General features: G+C 67.7%; 13 protein-coding genes. 10 read left to right on the top strand and 3 right to left on the bottom strand.

Translation table 11 applies throughout. The annotated features are described in order from the left end of the window. The first annotated feature begins 163 nt into the window (after nucleotides 1-163). From nikB to ABWO17_RS06070, 5 genes are all read left to right on the top strand, one after another. The gene (nikB, locus tag ABWO17_RS06090; RefSeq protein ID WP_353116681.1) at nucleotides 164-1,105 is read left to right on the top strand and encodes a nickel ABC transporter permease subunit NikB; all 942 of its coding nucleotides are present in this window, start codon (nucleotides 164-166) and stop codon (nucleotides 1,103-1,105) included. Continuing rightward, on the top strand, nucleotides 1,102-3,207 hold the full coding sequence (gene nikC / locus ABWO17_RS06085; protein ID WP_353116680.1) for a nickel ABC transporter permease subunit NikC: 2,106 nt from the start codon (nucleotides 1,102-1,104) through the stop codon (nucleotides 3,205-3,207). Before nikB ends, nikC begins: the two co-directional genes overlap by 4 nt. An 11-nt stretch (nucleotides 3,208-3,218) precedes the next feature. Continuing rightward, nucleotides 3,219-4,115 carry an ABC transporter ATP-binding protein gene (locus tag ABWO17_RS06080; protein ID WP_353116679.1) on the top strand — a complete coding sequence of 299 codons (897 nt, stop codon included), beginning with the start codon at nucleotides 3,219-3,221 and terminating at the stop codon, nucleotides 4,113-4,115. A gap of 390 nt (nucleotides 4,116-4,505) precedes the next feature. Further along, a complete protein-coding gene (locus tag ABWO17_RS06075) occupies nucleotides 4,506-6,686 on the top strand; it encodes a cache domain-containing protein (protein WP_353116678.1) in 2,181 nt (726 codons plus the stop codon). 165 nt (nucleotides 6,687-6,851) lie between these two features. Further along, nucleotides 6,852-7,754, top strand: a complete 903-nt coding sequence (locus ABWO17_RS06070) for a hypothetical protein (protein ID WP_353116677.1) — start codon at nucleotides 6,852-6,854, stop codon at nucleotides 7,752-7,754. 102 nt (nucleotides 7,755-7,856) lie between these two features. Here ABWO17_RS06070 and ABWO17_RS06065 read toward each other — a convergent pair whose 3' ends face one another. After that, nucleotides 7,857-9,545: a glycosyltransferase gene (locus tag ABWO17_RS06065; protein WP_353116676.1), complete on the bottom strand. Its 1,689-nt coding sequence runs from the start codon at nucleotides 9,543-9,545 to the stop codon at nucleotides 7,857-7,859. A gap of 339 nt (nucleotides 9,546-9,884) precedes the next feature. Between ABWO17_RS06065 and ABWO17_RS06060 the strand changes: the two genes are divergently transcribed. From ABWO17_RS06060 to ABWO17_RS06045, 4 genes are read left to right on the top strand one after another with little or no spacing between them, the layout of a single operon-like run. Continuing rightward, the gene (locus ABWO17_RS06060; RefSeq protein ID WP_353116675.1) at nucleotides 9,885-10,817 is read left to right on the top strand and encodes a CsgG/HfaB family protein; all 933 of its coding nucleotides are present in this window, start codon (nucleotides 9,885-9,887) and stop codon (nucleotides 10,815-10,817) included. An 8-nt stretch (nucleotides 10,818-10,825) separates the two neighbouring features. Next, entirely contained in the window at nucleotides 10,826-11,185 is a 360-nt protein-coding gene (locus tag ABWO17_RS06055) for a hypothetical protein (RefSeq protein WP_353116674.1), read from the top strand. Continuing rightward, nucleotides 11,182-11,706, top strand: a complete 525-nt coding sequence (locus tag ABWO17_RS06050; RefSeq protein ID WP_353116673.1) for a DUF4810 domain-containing protein — start codon at nucleotides 11,182-11,184, stop codon at nucleotides 11,704-11,706. Before ABWO17_RS06055 ends, ABWO17_RS06050 begins: the two co-directional genes overlap by 4 nt. Then, a complete protein-coding gene (locus ABWO17_RS06045) occupies nucleotides 11,699-12,388 on the top strand; it encodes a GNA1162 family protein (protein WP_353116672.1) in 690 nt (229 codons plus the stop codon). The genes ABWO17_RS06050 and ABWO17_RS06045 overlap by 8 nt, the downstream gene beginning before the upstream one ends. A 129-nt stretch (nucleotides 12,389-12,517) precedes the next feature. Here ABWO17_RS06045 and ABWO17_RS06040 read toward each other — a convergent pair whose 3' ends face one another. Next, nucleotides 12,518-12,859 carry a hypothetical protein gene (locus ABWO17_RS06040; protein ID WP_353116671.1) on the bottom strand — a complete coding sequence of 114 codons (342 nt, stop codon included), beginning with the start codon at nucleotides 12,857-12,859 and terminating at the stop codon, nucleotides 12,518-12,520. 449 nt (nucleotides 12,860-13,308) lie between these two features. On the opposite strand from ABWO17_RS06040, the gene ABWO17_RS06035 reads away from it, so the two are divergent. After that, entirely contained in the window at nucleotides 13,309-14,103 is a 795-nt protein-coding gene (locus tag ABWO17_RS06035) for a hypothetical protein (RefSeq protein ID WP_353116670.1), read from the top strand. 223 nt (nucleotides 14,104-14,326) lie between these two features. Here the strand turns inward: ABWO17_RS06035 and ABWO17_RS06030 are convergent, their stop codons facing one another. Then, nucleotides 14,327-16,660 (bottom strand): FAD-dependent oxidoreductase, encoded by a 2,334-nt coding sequence (locus ABWO17_RS06030; protein ID WP_353116669.1) that lies wholly within the window; start codon nucleotides 16,658-16,660, stop codon nucleotides 14,327-14,329. Nucleotides 16,661-16,877 lie beyond the last annotated feature (217 nt).

Raw genomic sequence — 16,877 nt, 5'->3', positions numbered from 1 at the left:
GGCCGACACACACGTCCGGCCCCGAAGGCCCTTTTCCAATCAGCCGTTATGCCTTTCTTCCTTATACTCCGCGCCGGTATTTCCGGCGCGGATGGCTGGTACGGGCGCGCGGACGGCGACACATCCAACAGCCGACACCGCCCCCTCAGCTCCGGAAACACGCATGCCCGCCTACATCCTGAAACGCCTCGCCGCGCTCATCCCCCTGCTGCTGCTGGTCTCGGTGGTGGTCTTCCTGCTGTTGCGCGCCGCCCAGGGCGACCCGGCCATGGCCTACCTGCGCCTGTCGCGCATCCCCCCCACCGACGAGGCCCTGGCCACCGCCCGCCGCATGCTGGAACTGGACCTGCCCCTGTGGGAACAGTACGCCCGCTGGCTGGCCCGCGCCGTCATCGGCGACTTCGGCAACTCCTACGTCACGGGGCGCCCGGTGCTGGGCGAGGTGCTGCACTACCTGCCCGCCACCCTGCAACTGGCCGGGGCGGCCCTGCTGCTCACCCTGGCCGTCAGCGTCCCCCTCGGGGTCGGTGCGGCCCTGCACCGCGACCGTCCGCTGGACAACGCGGCCCGCGCCCTGTCCTTCACCAGCGTATCCCTGCCCAACTTCTGGCTGGGCTTCCTGCTGGTGTGGCTGTTCGCGGTCAAGCTGGGCTGGCTGCCCGCGCTGGGGCGCGGCGGGCTTGAACACATGGTGCTGCCCGCCATCACCCTGTCGCTGATGTCCATGGGCATCAACACCCGGCTCATCCGCACCAGCCTGCTGGAAAACATGCACGCCCGGCACATCATGTATGCACGGGCACGCGGCATTTCCGAACATGCCGTGGTCTGGCGGCACATGTTCAAGAATTCGCTGATCCCGGTGCTGACCTCGCTTGGCATGCACGTGGGTGAACTTCTGGGCGGCGCGGTGATCGTTGAAACGGTGTTCGCCTGGCCGGGGGTGGGCCGCTACGCGGTGTCCGCCGTGTACAACCGCGACTACCCCATCCTGCAATGCTTCATGCTGCTGATGACGGCCATCTTCGTGCTGTGCAACCTGGCCGTGGATATCCTGTACGCGTGGGCCGACCCGCGCATCCGCCTGGGGGAGGACCGCGCATGAGTACGGAAGCACTCGACGCCGCCGCCCCCCCTGTCGTCCCCGCGACCTATCCCGGCGCAGCCCCGGGCAACACCCTGTTGCGCCAACTGCTGTCGCGGCCCACGGCCCTTGCCGCGCTGGCCCTTTTGTGCATCATCCTGTCCATGGCCGTGTTCGCGCCGTACCTTTCTCCTCGCCATCCTGCTGACGTGGACATTACCCGCAAGTTCGAGGCCCCCAGCCTGGAGGAACCCCTGGGCACGGACCATCTGGGCCGCAGCGTGCTGGCCCGGTTGTGCCACGGCACGCGGGTTTCGCTGTTCGCCGTGGGGGCCATCCTGACCTGCATCGTGGCCGTGGGGCTGACGGCGGGTTGCGTGGCAGGCTACGCGGGGGGGCGGGTGGACAGCCTGCTCATGCGCGCCTGCGACGTGTTCATGACCTTTCCCACCTTCATCCTGGCCCTGTTCCTGGTGGGGGTGCTGGGGTCGGGGCTGACCAACGTGATCATCGCCGTGGCCTGCACCCACTGGGCCTGGTACGCGCGGTTCGCGCGCGGGCTGGTGCTGGGGCTGAAGCAGCGCGAATACGTGCTGGCCGCGCGCGCTGCGGGCACCCGACCGGCGCGGCTGGTGCTCCGCCACATCCTGCCCCCGGTGCTGGCCCAGATGCTGGTCATGGCCGGGCTGGACGTGGGTCACATGCTGCTGCACGTTTCCGGCCTGTCCTTCCTGGGCCTTGGGGTGCGCCCCCCGACGCCGGAATGGGGGGTAATGATCGGCGATGCGCGCGAATACATCGGCGCACACCCTGAACAGTTGCTGTACCCCGGCCTGATGATCTTCGTGACGGTGATGGCCTTCAACCTGCTGGGCGATGCCCTGCGCGACGCCCTGGACCCCGCCGCCGCGCGCGAGACGGAAGGGGGCGCGGCCTGCGCGGCGCATGCCCCCGACGGAATCGATGCTACCGATGGGATGGTCGGGCCGGTCGGAGCGGATGGAGGGGACGGGCTGACTGCCCCGGAATATCCCGATGCCGCAGGCAACCGCCCGGTGGAGCTCGACGAAGTGCGCACTGACGCGCGCGCGGGGGACGACAGGAGCGACATGGCCCCTGCGCTCGCCGCGTCCGCTCCCGCGCCCGTGCCCGCACTGGCCGTACGCGGACTGGAACTGCGCCGCGCCGCCCGAACCGCCGGTACGGTACGCGACACCGAAACCGGAACGACAAAGCCTGCCCTGTCCGGCCCCGCTCTCGGGCCTCCCCTCGTTGGCCCGGTGGACCTGACGGTGGAACGCGGCCAGGTGGTCTGCCTGGTGGGGCCAAGCGGCTGCGGCAAATCGCTGACCTGCATGGCCCTGCTGGGCATGCTGCCCGATGGCGTGGCCCGTACCGCAGGCACCATCCGCGTGAATGGGCAGACCGTGGATTGGCAGGCCCCGGAAGGGCATGCAGCGGACGGCGCGCCGCCGGAACGGCTGCGCCTGCTGCGCGGACGCGGGGCAGCCTACGTGCTCCAGAATCCCGCCAGTTGCTTCGACCCGGTGTTCACCATCGGCGCGCATTTCCAGGAAACCCTGGCCGCCCATCTGCCCGCCGCTCCCAAGGACGGCCCCAAAGGCACCCGCCGCCCCGACTGGCACACAGCAGCCCTTGCCGCCCTGCGCGAGGTGGGGTTTGACGATGCGCAGGCCATCCTGCGCCACTACCCCTTCCAGATGAGCGGCGGCATGCTCCAGCGGGTGATGATCGCCCTCGCCCTGGTGCTGGATGTACCGCTGCTCATCGCCGACGAGCCCACCACCGACCTCGACCTGCCCTCGCAGGCCCACGTGCTGGACCTGCTGGACCAGGTGCGCCGCACCCGCAACATGGCCATCCTGCTGGTGACCCACGACCTTAGCGTGGCGGCCCGCATGGCCGACCGCATGGCCGTCATGCGCCATGGCCGGGTGGTGGAGCAGGGCGACGTGCGCGAACTGTTCAGCGCGCCGCGCCACCCGTATACCCGCGCCCTGCTGGCCGCCCACCACCGGCTGTACGGCCTGCGCCCGCCACTCGCGGACGGTGTGGCGCCGCAGCCCCTTGTCACCTCATCCGCCGCCGCAAGCCGCCCATGAAGGACTCCGCCATGCATCACGCCGACGACACCATAGCCGCCCCACCTGCCCGGCAGTCCGCAACGGCGAACCTTGGGACCCCGCCCCTGCTGGAACTGCGCGGGGTAACCCGCAGCTACCGCACCGGCGGGTGGTTCGCCCCGGGCCAGATGCGCGAGGTGCTGCGCGGCGTGGACCTGACCGTGCGCGAAGGCGGCTGCACCGGTGTTGTCGGGCCCAGCGGCGCGGGCAAGAGCACCTTGTGCCGCATCGCCCTGGGGTTGGAACGGCCCGACGGCGGCGTAGTGCGGTTTATGGGCCGGGATGTGCGCCACGGCCTTGGCAAGGACCGCCGCCACGTGCAGGTGGTCTTCCAGAACTCGGTGAACGCGGTGAACCCGCGCCTGACCGTGGAACGCATCATCGGCGAACCGCTGGAGAACTTCACCCCGCTGAATCGCCGCCAACGCCGCGCCCGTGCCGGTGAACTGCTGGAACAGGTGCACCTTTCCCCGGCCCTGCTGGACCGCCTGCCCCACCGCCTGAGCGGCGGGCAATTGCAACGGGTGTGCATCGCCCGCGCCCTGGCGCCCCGTCCCCGGCTGATCCTGCTGGACGAGGCCCTGAGCAGCCTGGACATGCTGGTGCAGGCCCGCGTGCTGGATCTGCTGACCGAACTGCGCCGCGCCACGGGCACCGCCTACCTGTTCGTGACCCACGACGTGCGTCTGGTGCCGCTGTTCTGCGACGAGGCCGCCGTGCTCACCGAAGGCCGGGTGGCCCCGGTGGACATGCACGCCCGCGCCCAGTCCCGCACGCGGCAGGCCCCGCATCCGGCGGGCGCACACCACGCGGACCCGCATCAGGTTGCATATGACGCGCTGCGCGCAGCCATCCTGCCCGCCATGCCCGCAAACGCGCCGCTGTAGCCGCACAACCCGCCGCCCCTTCCCGCGCGGTCGATGGCCCGACAGCAGTCAGGGCAGGCGGACAACCCCGTGCACACGCCGCTTCCCGCACGCCAAGGCGGTGACAGTGCGGCATGCCTTGGCACTACCCTGCTGGAATCCCCCGCCCGAAACACGCACCACCCTACCCGTTCTCACCGTGCCCCCAGCCCTTCTGGGGGCTTTTTTTGTACATTTTCAGGAAGCAAGAAATACGCATGATTCCAGCGCGTTGTTCGAGCGCACACTTCACAATGGCAACCGTCAATCGAATAATGACATTTACAATCATGGCAATATGCGAGATATGACCCTAGAATTTGCGCCCGGTTTTTTGCGTTATCGTCAATACGCCAACAGCGAGACGAAAAAATGAGTATAGACGTGGAGTTGCGAAGGTACCTGCACCACATGCCCGGCATCGGCGAATACCGCAGTTCGCTGAGCTCGCTGTCCAAGTGGTGGACCCGCGTTTCGCTGACCGGCAAGATCAACAGCCTGTCCGTTGCCGCCACCCTGCTTGATTCCATGGACGAGGCACAACGCAAGTTCCAGGAATTGCAGGAACGCCTCATCGATAGCCTGGCCCGCGAAAACACCCGCAAGGTGGCGCTGGAACTGGGGGGCATGGCCCAGGTGGCCGTGGACATCGTGGTGCGCAACCTGTTCGAACGCACGGCGGACGTGGGCTTTCTGGCCACCGACGGGGTGCTGGTGGACTTTCTGGCCGCCACCGCCCGCGATGACGACGAGGTCTGCGTGGCCGGTCTTGCTGCCAGCGCGGGCACGGGTTCCGACACAAACACCGGTAACGGCGCTGCCGACGCGGCTGTCGCGCCGGACGACGCCTGCGCCGCCGTTCGCAGCCGCCTGCGCGACTACCGAGACAAGTACACCGTCTACGACGAAATCCTGGTGCTTGATACGCACGGCCGGGTGCGCGCCCAGCTTGACGAGGCCACCCCGGTGCGCATCTCGTCCGACCCGCTGGTGGCCGCCACCCTTGCCGCCGACGGATACCTGGAAACCTTCCGCCCGTCCGACCTGCGCCCCGGCAAGCCCGTGGCCCACATCTTCTCGCACCGCATCCTGCACCCGGAAACGGGCCGCCCGCTGGGTGTGCTGTGCCTGTGCTTCCGTTTCGAAAACGAGATGGAGGGCATTTTCCGCAAGCTGGTCAACGGCAGAAAGGGTGTGGCGCTGTGCCTCACCGACGATGCGGGCACGGTCATCGCCTCCAGCGCGCCCGCCGATTTCCAGGTGGGTTCGTGCCTGGGGGCACGGGCGCCTCGCGCGCTGACATCGCTGGGCAGCGGCAGTGACGAATACCTGACCTTCAGCGCCCCCACCAACGGGTATCAGGGCTACGTGGGGCTGGGCTGGCGGGGCTGCGCGGCCACGCCGCCGCACGCCGCATTTGCCGACGGCGAAAACGGCACCTGTTCCGCCGGGGGCATGGACCAAACCCAATCCCTGCACCCGCCCGCCAACGAACAAGGAGATGGCGGCGCGCAGGAAGACGACGCCGAACCGTCGTGCATCTTCTCGGACGAATTGCTGGACATCGCCGCCACGTCGGAAGACGTGAACCAGGACCTGGGCCTTGTGGTCATCAACGGCCAGATCATCGCGGTAAAGCGCAACGCCCAGGAATTCCTGCCGGTGCTCGACGAGATCCGCAAGATCGGTCACAAGACCAAGGACATGTTCGTCAAGTCCATCGACGACCTGTACGCCACGGTCTCCTCGTCCCTCTTGAGCGACCTGCGCTTCAAGGCCGCCCTGGCCTGCGACATCATGGACCGCAACCTGTACGAACGGGCCAACGACTGTCGCTGGTGGGCCCTGACGCCCGCCTTCCGCCACATCCTGGACCGGGCGGGCAGTGGCCGGGCCATGCCGCCCGAGGCCGACCGGCGGCGCATCACCGAAATACTGCGCTACATCCACGAACTGTACACCGTGTACCACGACCTGTGCGTGTACAACGCCGCCGGGGTGGTGGTGGCCGTTTCCAACCCGGACAACGAGGACTGCCTGGGGCGCGACCTGTCGGACGTGGACTTCGTGCGGCAGACCGTGCAGTCCATCCGCAACCAGCAGGAATACCGGGTGTCGCCCTTTGCCCCCTCGGACCTGTACGGCGGACGGCCCACCTACATCTACAACGCTGCGGTGATGCACCCCACGGACGAACGCACCACGGTGGGGGGCATCGGCATCGTGTTCGATGCCGAACCGCAGTTCGAGGCCATGCTGGTGGACGCCCTGCCCCGCGACGAGGCACAGGCCCCCATGCGCGGGGCCTTTGGCCTGTACGTGGACGCGGGCGGCACGGTGGTGTCCTCAACCAGCCGGGATATCCGGCCCGGCCATGTGCTGGCCCTGCCGCCGCAGGCCCTCACCAGCGACCCGGCCGGGGTCAGTTGCATCCACGATATGCGGGGACGCCGCTACGCCTTGGGCGCGGCCCCCTCGTGCGGGTACCGCGAGTACAAGAATTCCGGGGACTACGTGAACGACGTTACCGGTGTGCTGGCCGTGCCGGTGTAGGCTCCGGGTCCGTCTGGTCCCTGCCCGTCCGGCGAAGCCGGCGCGCCCGGCGGCTGCCCGCTGGTTGCCTGCTGGTTGCCCGCTGGTTGCATGTCCCGACCATCCGCCCGGCTGCACGCCCCTGCACCGCTTGCTTTTTGGCGCGGCGCGGGGCAAGCCTGTGGCGTGACCCAGCCCCCCACCCACGAACTCCACCGCGCATTGCCGGACGCCCCCGTCCTCGGCCCTGACCTGATCATGGGGCTGGCCGCCGGGTACCATGCGGGCGACGTGCGCCCCTTCCTCGCATCCTTGCGGGCCACCGGCTTCGCGGGGCGGTGCGTGCTGTTCACCTCGCCCACCACCCGCGACACCGACCGCATGGCCGACATGGGCGCGGACATCCTGCCCTTCGAGCGCCCGCCCGCGCTGGCCCACCTGCCCTACAACGCCCTGCGCTACTTCCTGTACCTGGACCTGCTGCGAAAGGCCCAGCCCCCGTACGCCCGCGTCCTGATCACCGACGTGCGCGACGTGATCTTCCAGCGCGATCCGTTCTCCTTCCCGTGGGCCGACGGCCTGAACGTGACCCTGGAAGACGCCCGCATGACCATCGGCACCTGCCCGTACATGACCCGCTGGGTCACCGGGCATCTGGGCGATGCGGCATGGCGGGCGCTGGCCGGGCAGCGCATCTCCTGCTCCGGCACCACCGTGGGTGGCCATGCGGCCATGCTGGACTATCTGGAACGGCTGACAGCACTGCTGCTGCCGTTCTCTCCTGCGCCACCCCCGCCGCCCCCGCCACCGGCATCGACATCCGCATCTGGTGGTACGCCCCCGCCGCCCACCGGCATGGCCGGGTACGACCAGGGGGTGCACAACCACCTGCTGCACGGCGGTCACCTGCCCACGGTCACCGCGCACGACAACGCGGGCCCCATCCTGACCCTGGGCTACAAGGCCACCCCGCCCGCCATCGACGCATGCGGCCACATCCTGAACGACGCGGGCCTGCCCGCCGTCATGGTGCACCAGTATGACCGCATGCCCGAACTGTTTCGGGCTGTGCGCGCCCGTTACGCCTGAGGTTCACTCCGCCCTTCCCCCCGCACGACGCAAGAACGGCGCGCCCCTTCCGGAGCGCGCCGCCGTCATTTTCCGATTCCTGCAACGTGACGAGGGGCCTGCCTACAGCACGTTCTCGCCAGCCGCCGCCTGAAGGCTGCGCACGCACAGCCCCACGTACGCCCGCGCGGCGGACGGCAGTTGCCCGGCCACCGATTCGTAGGCGGCGACCAGGTCTGCCACGTCGGCGGCACGGGTGGCCCGGTCCACACTGGCCAGTTCCTGTTCCGTGAACTTGCGTTCCATCTTGTAGTGGTTGCCCCACACGTGCCCCCACGAGGCCTCGGACAGCGGCGCGGCGCGCCCGGCATCCTGACGGTGCACCACGCGCACCCTGCCGTCGTAGACCACCCGGCCCCCGGCCTTCCACACCTGGATGTCGTGCTCCAGATCGTCCACCTGCGAAGGCGAAAAGCGCAGGTCGAAGTCGGGCACGCCCAGCCGGGCGCAGGCCGCCTTGTCCAGCAGGTGGCAGCAGCCCATCACCGAAAGGCACGGGCGGCGCTGCCCGTACTGGCCGAAATCCATGACCAGCGGCGCGTTGTTGGTGAACCGGATGAGGTGCTTGCCGGTCTTCTCGAAGTAGCGGGCCACGTACTGCACCGTGGGCAGGCTGCCGGGGTTCACCCCCTGCGGCCCCACCACCACCGTGCCGGGCATCTCGTCCATGTCCTGCACGTAGCTGCGCAGCCAAGTGCGCGGCAGCAGCACGTCGTCGTCCAAGAAGGCGAACAGCTCCCTGTCGCGCATGGAGTCGAGGTGCCACAGCCAGTTGCGGGCGGCGGGCGCGCCGATGTTGATGGGCAGCTGGATCAGCTCCACCTGCCGTCCGGCGGCCACCGCGCGCACGCCCGCCTCGAACTCGTCGCGCGAAAACGCCGTGGACCCGTTGTTGATGAGCGCCACGTGCGCCCCGCCGATGTCCGAATCCAGCAGGCTGGCCAGGGTATCCAGTGTCACCTGCAACTTGTTCCAGGTGTAGAACCCCACGCCGATGCGCCGCCCCTCCAGCACGGATGCCGGGGCCTCCGGCCTGCCCATCTGGGCCAGGTGGCGCACCAGGAACAGCAGGGCGGGTTCGGCGTCCAGCGCCTCCATGTACAGGGCGCGGGCCGTGGAAAGATCATCGGCCGCCTCGGCCATCCGGGCGCGCAGCAGGATCGTCAGCGGGCACGGCAGGGCTTTGGCCAGCAATTCGTCGCGCAGGGCGGAGGCGCCCGCCGCATGGGCAGCGTGGGCCAGTACGCCCGCGCCCGCCGGGGCCGCAGGGGATGCGAGAAAATGCGCAATACCCGCCGCCGTCTGTTCCCACGCGCCCATTTCCCACAGGCGCATCAGGCAGGCGAACACGTCACCGGGCGCCGTGGCTTCGCGGCAGGCGGCCAGCACCGCGTCCGGGTCGGCGGGCAGGTCCCAGGCCCTGCCGAAGGCCTCGTTGGCGGGCACCTGCGGCTGGCCGTCCAGCACGGCGGCGGACGCCTTCAGCCAGGCGACATAGGCGGGCGAGGGCGCGGCCATGGCCCCAAGCTGGCCCACCAGCCCGCGCAGCCCGGCATCCAGCGGATTCAGCAGCAGGGCCTGGCGCAGCAGCCCGGTGCCGAACAACACCCGCGCCTTGCGCTGCTGCGGCGGCAACTTGTCCAGTTCGCCCAGCAGTTCGTTGGCCCCGGCCATGGCGTAGCCGGACTGGCTGAGGCCGTGCAGCAGGTGCAGGAACATCCATTTGGCGAGGGGGGCATCGGTGGCGGGCATGGAACCTCCGGATGATGTACGGGCGCGGCCCCGCGCGGCGAGGCGTGCGCTTTCCGTAGCATATCGGCAGGTACGGGCAAAGCATGACATCCCGGCACGCTCCGGTGCCGGGATGTCGAAAGGTGCCGCACCCACACGGGCATGCGGGCAACGATGCCCGCAGAACGATTCCCCATCGGCCCGCGCTATACAAATTCGCAAATCTAATCAGTAACCCCCCATGCATATTGTAAAGACGTGTATCTATTGGTAAGCAATCACTTTCATTTTCCGTTCTAACCTTTGGGGAGGCACAACGTGTTGAAAAGGTTGATTCCCTTTCTGGCAGCAGCACTCCTGATGACAGGATGCGCCACCACCGAGCGGCCCAAGGCGGAACGCGTGGAGGGTGCACCGGCAGCGGTAAGCCCCACCGTGCAGCAGGCCGCCGCCATGGACAAGAAGGGCGTGAAGCGCAAGGTCGCCATCGGTCGTTTCACCAATGAAACCAAGTATGGCCAGAGCTTCTTTCTGGACAAGGATTCGCGCGACCGCCTGGGCAAGCAGGCCGTGGACATCCTGTCCTCCAAGCTGGTGGCCACCGAAAAGTTCATCCTCATCGAACGGGCCGACCTGGACAAGATCCAGAAGGAACTGGGCATCGGCGGCGCGGGTGAATACCGCAACATGGCGGACTACCTGATTCTGGGCTCCGTCACCGAATTCGGGCGCAAGGACGTGGGCGACGTGGGCGTGTTCAGCCGCTCCAAGCGCCAGGTGGCCTTCGCCAAGGTGCATATCCGCCTGGTGGAGGTTTCCACCGGCCAGATCATCCATGCAGAGGAAGGCAGCGGCGAGGCCTATTCCGAAGCCGGCAGCATCATGGGCGTGGGCAGTCGCGCCGGGTACGACACCACGCTGAACGACAAGGCCATCGAGGCGGCCATCACCAACGTGTCGTCCAACATCATCGAAAACCTGCTGGAACGCCCCTGGAAGGGCTACATCCTGGCCCAGGAAGGCGGGCAGTACCTGATTTCCGGCGGCAAGACCCAGAACATCAAGGCGGGCGACCTGTTCGACGTGGTGGCCGAAGGGCAGAAGGTGCGCAACCCCCAGACCAACATGGACATCGTCCTGCCCGGCAAGGTGGTGGGCAGGCTGCGCGTGGCCGCCACCCTGGGCGACACGCCGGAAAGCGAAATTTCCGCCTGCGCGTTGCAGGAAGGATCGCTGGCCGCGTGGGACGCCACCAACGATTACGGCAAACTGTTCATCCGCGAAGTTCGCTAGGGGGCATCATGCACAAGACATCCATACGCATCGCAACGCTGGCGGCGCTGGCCGCCGTGCTGCTGCTTACCGGGCTGTTCGCGGGCTGCGCCTCGCGCGAGGGCGTGGTGCAGGGCGACACCAAGGCCTATTTCTGGTTCACCGGCAACGCCAAGGGTGCCGTGGCCCGCCTGAACGACCTGCCCCCCTTCACCCTGGGGCAGTCCAGCGGCGCCAAGGACTGGAACACCACCCCCAAGACCAAGGACACCGTGTACGAGGTGGCCCCCGGCCGCTACACCGTCATCGTCGAACGCGACGGCGTGGCGGTGGTGAACCGTACCGTGCTGGTAGGCGCGGGCATGACCAAGGAGATTCTTGTCCCATGACCATGACGCACGAGACCACTCGCTCCATGGCAAATCCCCTGCGGGTCGTGCAACTGGCGCTGCTGGCCGCCGCCCTGTGCGTGCTGTGCACCGGCTGCGCCAAGCCCGGCAACGCCATGTACTGCATGGACAACTACTCCTCCACCCTCTACGCCTGCCGCAAGAACCCCGCGCAGGACCAGCAGGACAAGCACATCAAGGCCATGCAGGACATCGTGGCCAAGTCCGAACAGCGCAACCTGCCCGTGCCGCCCGGCATCTTCGCCGAACTGGGCTACATCCACCTGAAGGCGGGCCAGATGGCCGAAGCGAAGAAGTACTTCGAAGCGGAAAACCGCCTGTACCCGGAATCCAAGGTGTTCACCGCGCGCCTGCTGGCCTGGGCGGACGCCTCGTCCGGAACCGGAGCGGAGAAACCGGCGGCAGAAGACGCGGACAGCAAGGGGGGCGTCATCACCCCCGCCGATGCGATAAACGACGCGCCCGTGCTGCCCGCCGGGGAGGGGGCCGCCCATGAATAGACTGATCGCCGCCGCGCTGCTGCTGGCCCTTGCCCTGCTGGGCGGCTGCGCCAACATCGGGCAGCAGGCCACCAAGTCGGAACTCTTTCCGCTGATGTACGAGCAGAAGCCGCGCTCCATCGTGGTGCTGCCGCCCATCAACGAATCCACGGCAGCGGACGCCCCCACCTACTACTCCACCACCATTCAGGAACCGCTGGTGTACACCGGGTACTACGTGCTACCGTACGAGGTGTCCGCAGACATCCTGGCCCACGAAGGCATTACCGACGGGCATCAGCTGTACGATCTGCCGCTGAACACCCTGAAGGAATACTTCGGGGCCGACGCGGTGCTGTTTACCCGCATCAAGAAGTGGGACACCTCGTATGCCGTGGTGGCCTCGTACCTGACCGTGGCCGTTGAGTGCGAGTTGAAGTCCACCACTACCGGCGAAAAAATGTGGAACTATTCCGGGACGGTGGTCATAGACCTGACCAACCACAACAACGGCGGCGGGCTGGCCGGGCTGCTGGTGCAGGTGGTGGTGACGGCCATGAACACCGCCATGGCCGACTACGTGCCCTACGCCATGCAGGCCAACGCCATCGCCCTCAGCGCCATGCCGTATGGGCCGTACCACCGGCTGCACGAGAAGGACACCGAACACAAGGTGTTCGTGCAGAAGGCCGCAGACAAGTAGGCGCGGAACCGCAGACAATGAAAACATACGGGCGGGACCGCATGCGGTTCCGCCCGTTTTTCGTGCCGTGCGTCTGGCGGGGACTATTTGGAGCAATCCCGCAGGGTGTGTTGCCGAATCACGCTGGCTCTAAAATCCCGGCGGGCACTCATACCCGCGCGCACGACGCTGGGCCAGGTCGCCCCCCGGTAGCGATTCGAAAAAATACACCGACTTGCTCTTGTCCGTGGCCAGAATGCCCTTGCAATAGGCCCCGCACGTACCGGGGTCGGTGGCGAAGCAGATGTTTTCGTATTCAAACTTCAGGAAATTGGTGGGCCACGAGTTGCAGTCGAACCGGCCTGACATGGGACAATCCAACCGTTTCACCTGCCCCGCCGCCACCACGCCCATGCCCTTGAGGTTGGCGATGTCGTCCAGAGCCATGGCGGAGCGGGCGGGAACAAGAAGCACCGCCAGCAGCGCAAGCACTGCCAGGGGTGCGCGGCGGATGACGCCGGCTGTGCCGCCTTGCCCCACGTGGTCGGCACGGCCATTCCCCTGACCGGCGCGTTGCGTCCGTGGGCATGCCTTCCGTTGGTATGCTTTCTGGGCGCCTGCTTCCTGTGCCGCGTGCATCGTTCACCCCGTACGTTCCGGTTGTTCCTGCGGTACCTGGCCCCAGCATATCGTACCGGCAGCCCGCCGCAACCCCCCGCGACAGCATGAACACCCGAAAAATGCCGCCACCAACGCGGACGGCATCACGCCCGGCATCATCAGCCCGCATCATCCAATTGACGGCCCGCACCCGCGCGGATAGACGACGACAACGGATGTACGCCAACCATACGGGCGGCTATGATCGGGCACGGTACCCCCCGCGCCCCCGCCTTGCCCCATTCATCATTCGCGGCCATCACCCGCCCACCGGAGGAACCGTGCCCGGCATTTGCCCGTTTCGCCTTTCCGCCACCGCCGCCACACGGGGTTCACAGCCCCTGCTGGCGCTTCTGCTGACCACGGCCCTGCTGCTTTCCGGCTGCGCCAAGCCCGCGTCCGTGCCGGACGCCGCGTCCCCCGTCCCAGTTGCCCAGACCCAACCGGACGCCGCAGCCCAGGACACCACGGACGCCGAGGTGGCCAGAATGCGCGAGACGGCCAGCAAGCCGCACTCGCCCACCACGCCGGACGACGCCGCGTGCGACCCGCTGACCGGCGTCCTGCAAGGCCAGTGCGTGTCCATGAACCAGGAAAAGACGCGCGGCCAGTGCTATTCGCTGCGCCCCGGCGCCACCACCACAAAAAAGAACAAGAAGGGCAAGACGGTGAAGGTCACCGGGCGCTGCCAGCCGCAGAGCCTGATCTACGCCCGCTGCCGCACCGGCATCGACACCTGCCGCCTGGGCGACACCAGCCCGGTACAGTGGTTCACCTGCGCCCAGCGCAACGGGGCCACCACCCGTACGCCCACGCCCGGCTCGGTCATGGTACTGGATGCCAACAAGGGCCGCGGCATGCCCACCGGCCACCCGGTGTACGTGGAGGAAACCTGCCCCAACAAGGACGGCACGTGGACCCTGCGCATCACCCACACCAACTACGACCGCCAGTGCCACCTGGACCAGGACGCCAAGGTGCGCTTCAACCCCAAGACCATGCAGGTCACCTTCCTGACCGGTCCGTGGGGCTGCTGGGCCAAGGACCTGAAGGCCATGGGGTTCATTCTGCAGTAGGAACCACTGCCAACCGGCAGGAAAGCCGACCGGGAAACGCCCCCCCCCACCAGACAGTTTTACCCAATAAGGGGTCAAGGGGGCGCGGCCCCCTTGCGGGGCGTGGGGCAGAGCCCCACTCTTCACGAAAAAAAACTTTGTCGCAAATTCAAGGGCGGTCCATCCGAAAGGAGGGACCGCCCGTTGTTCTTTGCGTCAGCACCCGCCAGGGACGTGCGCCCGGTTACTCCATCGGAGTATTTTCGACCAGATTCCAAATGCCGCACGGGCAGGCACCGGCGCAGAAGCCGCAGCCGATGCACTTGTCGGCGTCCACGGCCATCTCGAAACCGCACCCACCCTGCACCTCGCGGCGGCTGATGGCCGCCTGCGGGCAGATGGTCTCGCAGATGCCGCAGTCGCGGCACGCGCCGCAACTGGCGCAGGCATCGCCGCACTGGCCGAGGTCCTGGAAGTTGTCGATGCGCGGGTCGAAGTATTCCAGCTTCACGCGGGAATAGTCGATCATCTTGCGGGTGTCGGACACGGGGCGCTTGCCTTCGGCCATCTCGACGATGGCTTCGGCGGCCTTGCGGCCCATGCCGATGGCCTGGGTGAGCAGACCGGGGCGCACCGCATCGCCAATGGCGAAGACGCGCGCGTCGGTGGTCTGCTGGATGTCGTTGACCACCACGTGGCCGCGCTCCACGGCAATGTCCTCGGGCAGGTAGTCGAGGCCGGGCGCGTCACCAATGGAGAAGATGACCGTTTCGGCGGGCAGCAGCTCGCCGGTGGTCAGCACCAGCCCTTCGGGGGTGATCTCCTTGGTGAAGCAGGGCCAGCGGAAGGTGGCACCCACGTGTTCCGCCTCTTCCTTTTCCTTGCCGAAGGCCGCCGGGGTCTGGATGTCGATGAGGGTGATGGATTCCGCCCCCAGCCGCGCGGCCTCGGTGGCCACGTCGCAGCCCACGTTGCCCGCGCCCACGATGACCACGCGCTTGCCCACGGTGCCGGTGCCGGACTTGGCCGACTTCAGGAATTCCAGCGCGGTGCGGGCCAGTTCCTTGCCGGGCACGGGCAGCATGCGCGGGGTGTTGGCGCCGGTGGCCAGCACCACGAAGTCGTTGTCCGCCTTCAACTGGGCAAACTCGTCCTTGCCCAGGCGCTGTTGCAGATGCACATGGGGCAGCACCTCGCGGGCGCGGGCCAGTTCCGCGTCCAGCACGTCCTGCGGGATGCGGCTGCCGGGAATGGCCGAACTGATCTTGCCGCCCAGTTCCTTGTCCATGTCGTACACGGTGGCGGCAACGCCGCGCATGCGCAACTGCCACGCGACGGAGATGCCCGCCGCGCCGCCACCGACGACGGCGACTTTCGTCCCGGTCAGCGGGGGCAACTTGGGCGCGCGCGATGCCGCGCCCGCCCTGCCGATCTGGGTGATGTCCACGGGCTTCATGCGTTGCAGGCTGCGCGAACAGCCCTGCATGCACAGGTTGGGACACAGGTAGCCGCACACGGTGGCCGGGAAGGGGGTGTAGGCCAGGGCCACGTCCACCGCTTCATCGATCAGGCCTTCGCGCACCAGCCGCCAGCGCTCCTGCACCGGCATGCCGGTGGGACAGCTGGACTGGCAGGGTGCCATGTGCTGGCCGTTTTCCCACACCGGCACGAAGCGACGCAGTTCTCCGGTGGTGATGAGCGGAATGGGGCTGCGGTCCACCGAGGTCAGGTCGCCCACAAGGCCGCCCATGCCCAGTTCCTTCTCCCACACGTTGCGGCGAAAGTCGGCCACGGCCCGGCGCTTCTTGCCCACCTTCTCGAAGGGGCCGCGCGCGGCGATGCACTGCCAGTCCTCGCGCACCGAAAGCCCGGCCAGAAGGTCCGACTTGCCAATGGCGGCCAGGAACCCGGACAGGTTTTCGGTCAGCCACGCCCAGGCGGCATCGTCGATGGGCACCTGCTTGGCGTCCGCCTGCGAAAAACCCTCGTGCGGGCCATGCACGTAGATGCGCCCGCCCACCATGCCCACGCAGGGGCGGTAGCCCAGCACGTTGGCGGGGTTCTGCGCGCCCACGCCGCAGACCACGGCGGTGCCGCCCGCCATGAATTCCGCGAAGTAGTCGCCCACGCTGCCCAGCACCCACAGTTCCGGCGCGGAAAAGCGCGGGTTCTGCTTGGTCATGGTCATGCCGCGCGAGCCGATGTTGCCCGCAACGTACACGCGCCCCTGGGCCATGCCGTTGCACGCGCCGTTGCCGGCGTTGCCGTGCACGACGATGTTGGCGCCCGCGTTCAGCCAGCCCACGTCGTCCGACGCGGGGCCGAACACTTCCACCGTGGTGCCGGTGCTGCCCAGCGAACCCAGCCGCTGGCCCGACGACCCGCGCACGGTGACGTGCACGGGTTCCTGTTCCGATATCCACAAACGCCCGCCGATGCCGTGCTGACCGCAGGCATCCACTTCCACGTTGCGCGCGCCGTCGCGCACAACGCCTTGCAGGCGCTCTTCGAGAATGCGCGATTCGATGCGCTTTCCGTCTTCGATGCCGCTTACGCGGACCACTTCGCTGGGGGACATGGCGTCACTCCGCTGCTGTATGGTTGCCTTTTCGGCGTTATCTTCATTCGCCGCGCGCGAAGCCCTTGTTCAGGCCCGCCGCGCGGAATCTTTTCTCGACCTGGCCCGTGCATCCGAAAGGATTTCGTCTTACGGCGATGTCCTTCAGCACGCGCTGCACCTCTCCGGCATCCGGAGGAGCTTCCTCCTCCTCACGCGCCGCCGTTCTCAGGCATTC

It is taken from the genome of Nitratidesulfovibrio sp. (genome assembly GCF_040373385.1).
Taxonomy (GTDB): Bacteria; Desulfobacterota; Desulfovibrionia; order Desulfovibrionales; family Desulfovibrionaceae; genus Cupidesulfovibrio.
Note: the sequence above shows the minus strand (reverse complement) of the source record. Positions and strands in the feature narration are given on the sequence as shown.

Coding starts and splice junctions, on each gene's coding strand:
- nikB (WP_353116681.1), top strand. CDS start 164: ATGCCCGCCTACATCCTGAAACGCCTCGCCGCGCTCATCCCCCTGCTG.
- nikC (WP_353116680.1), top strand. CDS start 1,102: ATGAGTACGGAAGCACTCGACGCCGCCGCCCCCCCTGTCGTCCCCGCG.
- ABWO17_RS06080 (WP_353116679.1), top strand. CDS start 3,219: ATGCATCACGCCGACGACACCATAGCCGCCCCACCTGCCCGGCAGTCC.
- ABWO17_RS06075 (WP_353116678.1), top strand. CDS start 4,506: ATGAGTATAGACGTGGAGTTGCGAAGGTACCTGCACCACATGCCCGGC.
- ABWO17_RS06065 (WP_353116676.1), bottom strand. CDS start 9,545: ATGCCCGCCACCGATGCCCCCCTCGCCAAATGGATGTTCCTGCACCTG.
- ABWO17_RS06060 (WP_353116675.1), top strand. CDS start 9,885: ATGACAGGATGCGCCACCACCGAGCGGCCCAAGGCGGAACGCGTGGAG.
- ABWO17_RS06055 (WP_353116674.1), top strand. CDS start 10,826: ATGCACAAGACATCCATACGCATCGCAACGCTGGCGGCGCTGGCCGCC.
- ABWO17_RS06050 (WP_353116673.1), top strand. CDS start 11,182: ATGACCATGACGCACGAGACCACTCGCTCCATGGCAAATCCCCTGCGG.
- ABWO17_RS06045 (WP_353116672.1), top strand. CDS start 11,699: ATGAATAGACTGATCGCCGCCGCGCTGCTGCTGGCCCTTGCCCTGCTG.
- ABWO17_RS06030 (WP_353116669.1), bottom strand. CDS start 16,660: ATGTCCCCCAGCGAAGTGGTCCGCGTAAGCGGCATCGAAGACGGAAAG.